The sequence below is a fragment of the Caulobacter sp. genome (genome assembly GCF_049283275.1).
Classification (GTDB): domain Bacteria; phylum Pseudomonadota; class Alphaproteobacteria; order Caulobacterales; family Caulobacteraceae; genus Caulobacter.
The window spans coordinates 1-3,918 of the sequence record NZ_JBAPVS010000370.1 but is presented as its reverse complement, the minus strand read 5'-3'; the positions used below and the strand labels follow the sequence as shown (position 1 = coordinate 3,918).

The following is a 3,918-nucleotide window of genomic DNA, read 5'->3' as shown; positions in this document are numbered from 1 at the left end:
GCCAGGTCAACGAAGCCTGGTCCCGGACCGCGAGCCTGTCACCGCTCGCCTGCCGCCAAGCCGGCCCTCACGCCACGTCGTTTTTGTGTTCCAGGCCCGACCGGCTCCAGAGACGTGAGGTTTGACGCTGTCCCTACACACGCGGACAACACCGCCGACAGAGCTTCCCGCTCGATCGCCCCCCGCCGCCGCATCGGTCGCTGGCCATGCGCCCTTTCCCTGCAACGAGGTGGGACCAGGATACGGGTGGTTTGGAGGGTGGGGATCAAATCGGGTCGAGAAAGTTCAGGGCGTTGAACTCTAAGGACTTTGTTCGCTATGCGCTGAGCGTCAACCGCGCGAAACTCTCTCCCAAAGGGAGAGGTGCAAGAGCACGGCCGCCTAAACCTGGCTTCAACCTTCACCGCGAACCGGTGTACACACCCTGCGTCCGCGTGACTGGCGATCGCAGGGAGCACCCTGGGGGAGCGCGGACGTCACGAGCCGTTCGCCTGGGCGCCCCATCTTTCGCAAGCGGAGCTCGCCCATGCCCCCGACTCTTTTGCCCGAAGCCAAGACCTGGATCGCCTTCTGTCTCGTCTGTCTGGGCATGGCCCTGACCCCCGGCCCCAACATGCTCTACCTGGTCAGCCGCTCGATCTGCCAAGGCCGCTGGGCCGGGATCGTGTCGCTGGTCGGCACCGCCGCCGGCTTCGTGGTCTATCTGGTCTGCGCGGCCTTGGGCATCACCGCCCTGCTGATGGCCGCCCCGATCGCCTATGATGTCCTGCGGTTCGGCGGGGCGCTCTACCTGCTGTGGCTGGCCTGGCAGGCGATCAGGCCGGGCGGCGCCTCGCCGTTCCAGGTGCGCCAGCTGCCCAAGGACAGCCCGGCCCGGCTGATCAGCATGGGCTTCCTGACCAACCTGCTGAACCCCAAGGCGGCGATGCTCTATCTGTCGCTGCTGCCGCAGTTCATCGACCCGCATCGCGGCGCGATCTTCGGCCAGTCCCTGGCCCTGGGCGGCAGCCAGATCCTGATCAGCCTGACAGTCAACGGCTGCATCTGCCTGGCGGCCGGCACGATCGCCGGCTTCCTGGCCACGCGCCCCAGCTTCGCCCTGATCCAGCGCTGGCTGATGGCCTCGGTGCTGGGCGGGCTGGCGGTGCGCATGGCGACCGAGGCGCGGCGGTAACGCCCTCTCTTAAATCCCTTCATCCCGGCGAACGCCGGGACCCAAGCGGGGTTGGCCGGTCCGGGCTCAGCGCGTAATCACAGACTCGGCTTGGGTCCCGGCGTTCGCCGGGATGAGCGGAAGTGAGGGTTGCGCATGACGTCTTCGAAGTTCGTCCAGTTCGCCATGGCCGCCGTCGCCACTCTCGCCCTGGCCGGCGCGGCCCAGGCCTCCAGCCTGAAATCCTGCGCGATCCCGCCCAGCGTGATCCCGGCCCCGTCCGAGGTTCCGCCCGCCGGCGAGATCCACACCGACATCCCGACCGCCGCCTATCTGCTGGCCCTGTTCTGGTCGCCCGAGGCCTGCCGCGCGGGCATTCCGGAGTCGAACAAGGTCATCCAGTGCCAGACCAACAGCTTCGGCTTCACGGTGCACGGCCTGTGGCCCAACGGGCCGGACAAGGTCCATCCCCGATACTGCAAGCCCAGCCCGCCGATCAGCGCCGCGACGGTGATGGCCAATCTGTGCATGACCCCCTCGCCCTGGCTGCTGCAGCACGAGTGGCAGGCGCACGGCACCTGCCAGTGGGACACGCCCGAGGCCTATTACAAGAAGACCCGCGAGGTGCGCGACGGCCTGAAGGTTCCGGACCTTGTCCCCGGCGCGAGCGGAACCCTGACGGCGGGCGAGATCCGCCAGACCTTCCTCAAGCGCAATCGCGGCATGACCGCCCAGGGCCTGAACGTCCGGGTCAAGGAAGGCCGCCTGACCGAGGTGTGGGTCTGCCTGGACCTGAAGTTCAAGCCGGCGGCGTGTCGCGGCGGGAACGGGGCGGCGGATACGGCGGTGGTGACGGTGACGCCGAAGGGGTAGGGGCGGCTAAGGTTTACCCGACCCCGGATGCGAAAACCTCGTCCTTCGACAAGCTCAGGATGAGGGTTTCTACTGCCACGGCCTGCACATGGTCCGCATCCTGTGCGTGTCGAAGGACGAGGACCACGCACCACGCTGGTGGAAAGGGGCATGAACGGAAGTGCGCAGACCGGAAAGCGCGCGTGCGCCCTGGCCCGCCCTCGGCGGACAGGCCCCGCCTTAGATCCATGGCGGCGAGCTTGCTCTGGGGTCAGGCCGTCTCAAGGACGGCGCGAAGCGCCGCCGCGACGCGGCCGCCAGAGGCGGTCCTTGACACGGCCTGACCCCAGAGCTCCGATCCACCAAGGATTTAAGGTGGGGTCGCACCCGCGAGCGGATGCTGTTTGCGCAGGTCGGCGGCAAGCTCGGTGGCGATATCCAGCCACCTCCCGGCGCCACGAAGTCCGTGACCAAGTTCATCACACGCTCTCAGTGCCGCAAGGACTTCGAAGACCGCCATACGAAGCTCCTCAGATCGGAACTTACTCGCATGCCTTGCGAGGTCCGTGATGGCTCTCGAAGTCGATGAAAAGTTCGCCTTGGCAGCCAAGTGAGACCCCTACGGATACCGATGGGATCAACGGGTGCGATCGAAGTGTTACCTCGTCAAATCCGGGTCAAGCGCACCCCCAAACGCAAAACGGGCGGCTCCTTTCGGAACCGCCCGCTCGCTAGCCTAGGCCGTGAAAGACGTCCTCACCCTCAGGTGTTGACGGCTTCCTCCGGGCTCACGCCTTCCTTCTTGGACAGGTCTTCGCCGGTTTCCTGGTCGACGACCTTCATCGACAGCTTGGTCTTACCGCGATCGTCGAAGCCCAGGAGCTTGACCTTCACGATCTGGCCTTCCTTCAGCACGTCGGCGGGCTTGGCCACGCGTTCGTTGCTGATCTGGCTGACGTGGACCAGGCCGTCCTTGGCGCCGAAGAAGTTCACGAAGGCGCCGAAATCGACGACCTTGACGACCTTGCCGTCGTAGATCGCGCCGACTTCAGCTTCTTGCGTGATCGACTTGATCCAGTCGATGGCGGCCTTGATCTTGGCGGCGTCCGAGGCCGAGACCTTGACCGTGCCTTCGTCGTTGATGTCGACCTTGGCGCCGGTGGTGGCGACGATCTCGCGGATCACCTTGCCGCCGGTGCCGATCACTTCGCGGATCTTATCGGTCGGGATGGTGATGGTCTCGATCTTCGGGGCGAAGTCACCGACTTCTTCACGAGGCGCGTCCATCGCCTTGTTCATCTCTTCGAGGATGTGCTCGCGGCCGCCCTTAGCCTGGGCCAGCGCTTGCTCCATGATCGCGGGCGTGATGCCGGCGATCTTGATGTCCATCTGCAGAGACGTCAGGCCCTGGCTGGTACCGGCCACCTTGAAGTCCATGTCGCCCAGGTGATCTTCGTCGCCCAGGATGTCGGACAGAACGGCGAAGCCGTCCTTTTCGAGGATCAGGCCCATGGCGATGCCCGAGACCGGACGGATCAGCGGAACGCCCGCGTCCATCATGGCCAGCGACGAGCCGCAGACCGTGGCCATCGAGGACGAGCCGTTGGACTCGGTGATCTCGGAGACCAGGCGGATGGTGTAGGGGAAGTCTTCCTTGGCCGGCAGCATCGGACGCAGGGCGCGCCAAGCCAGCTTGCCGTGGCCGATTTCGCGGCGGCCCGGGCTGCCCATGCGGCCGGTTTCACCGACGCTGTAGGGAGGGAAGTTGTAGTGCAGCAGGAAGGACTCCTTGTAGGTGCCTTCCAGGGCGTCGATGAACTGCTCGTCGTCGCCGGTGCCCAGGGTGGCGACCACGATCGCCTGGGTCTCGCCGCGGGTGAACAGGGCCGAGCCGTGGGTGCGCGGCAGGATGC

General features: G+C 66.0%; 3 protein-coding genes and 1 riboswitch. Of the genes, 2 read left to right on the top strand and 1 reads right to left on the bottom strand.

Annotation, left to right across the window (positions count from 1 at the left end):
• Nucleotides 1-424: 424 nt before the first annotated feature.
• Nucleotides 425-504, top strand: a riboswitch (ZMP/ZTP riboswitch).
• Between the two features lie 37 nt (nucleotides 505-541).
• Nucleotides 542-1,174, top strand: coding sequence for a LysE family translocator (locus WAL33_RS21290; RefSeq protein WP_422183994.1), 633 nt, complete (start codon nucleotides 542-544; stop codon nucleotides 1,172-1,174).
• A gap of 135 nt (nucleotides 1,175-1,309) precedes the next feature.
• A complete protein-coding gene (locus WAL33_RS21285) occupies nucleotides 1,310-2,026 on the top strand; it encodes a ribonuclease T2 (RefSeq protein WP_422183992.1) in 717 nt (238 codons plus the stop codon).
• Between the two features lie 741 nt (nucleotides 2,027-2,767).
• Here the strand turns inward: WAL33_RS21285 and pnp are convergent.
• The coding region (gene pnp / locus WAL33_RS21280; RefSeq protein WP_422183991.1) for a polyribonucleotide nucleotidyltransferase at nucleotides 2,768-3,918 on the bottom strand (1,151 nt) is incomplete at its 5' end.